The 336-nt window shown below is 40.5% G+C and carries 1 protein-coding gene; it reads right to left on the bottom strand.

Going from position 1 to position 336, the window contains the following annotated elements; all coding sequences use genetic code 11:
* Positions 1 to 89: 89 nt before the first annotated feature.
* A partial coding sequence (locus MiSe_RS50040; RefSeq protein ID WP_226595075.1) for a hypothetical protein occupies positions 90 to 336 on the bottom strand: 247 nt, incomplete at its 5' end.

The following is a 336-nucleotide window of genomic DNA, read 5'->3' on the forward strand; positions in this document are numbered from 1 at the left end:
GTAACTGCATCGAGTCAAAGTTTTTCTAAAATTCTAGGAACTTGAGCAATACCTGCAACCAAAACCAAAGGCGCTAACTCTAATTGAGCCTACTTAGAGTCTCCCCCAAGAATTGCATCTAAAAGCAGTCCACTATTGTTTCCGGCTGCCATATAAGGAGGGCGAGGTAAATCAACTTGTCTTGCGCTTAAGTTTCGATAAAAACGGCTCCGTACAGGGAAGTTGCAACTAATTTTAATTAAAACAGCCAGCCAAGGGAAAGGTAAAACATCTTGCTTAATAAATTCACCCTTACCGCTGTGCCAATTATAAATCAACGAATTCAATTGAAGCTCG

Source organism: Microseira wollei NIES-4236, from assembly GCF_020521235.1.
Taxonomy (GTDB): Bacteria; Cyanobacteriota; Cyanobacteriia; order Cyanobacteriales; family Aerosakkonemataceae; genus Microseira; species Microseira wollei.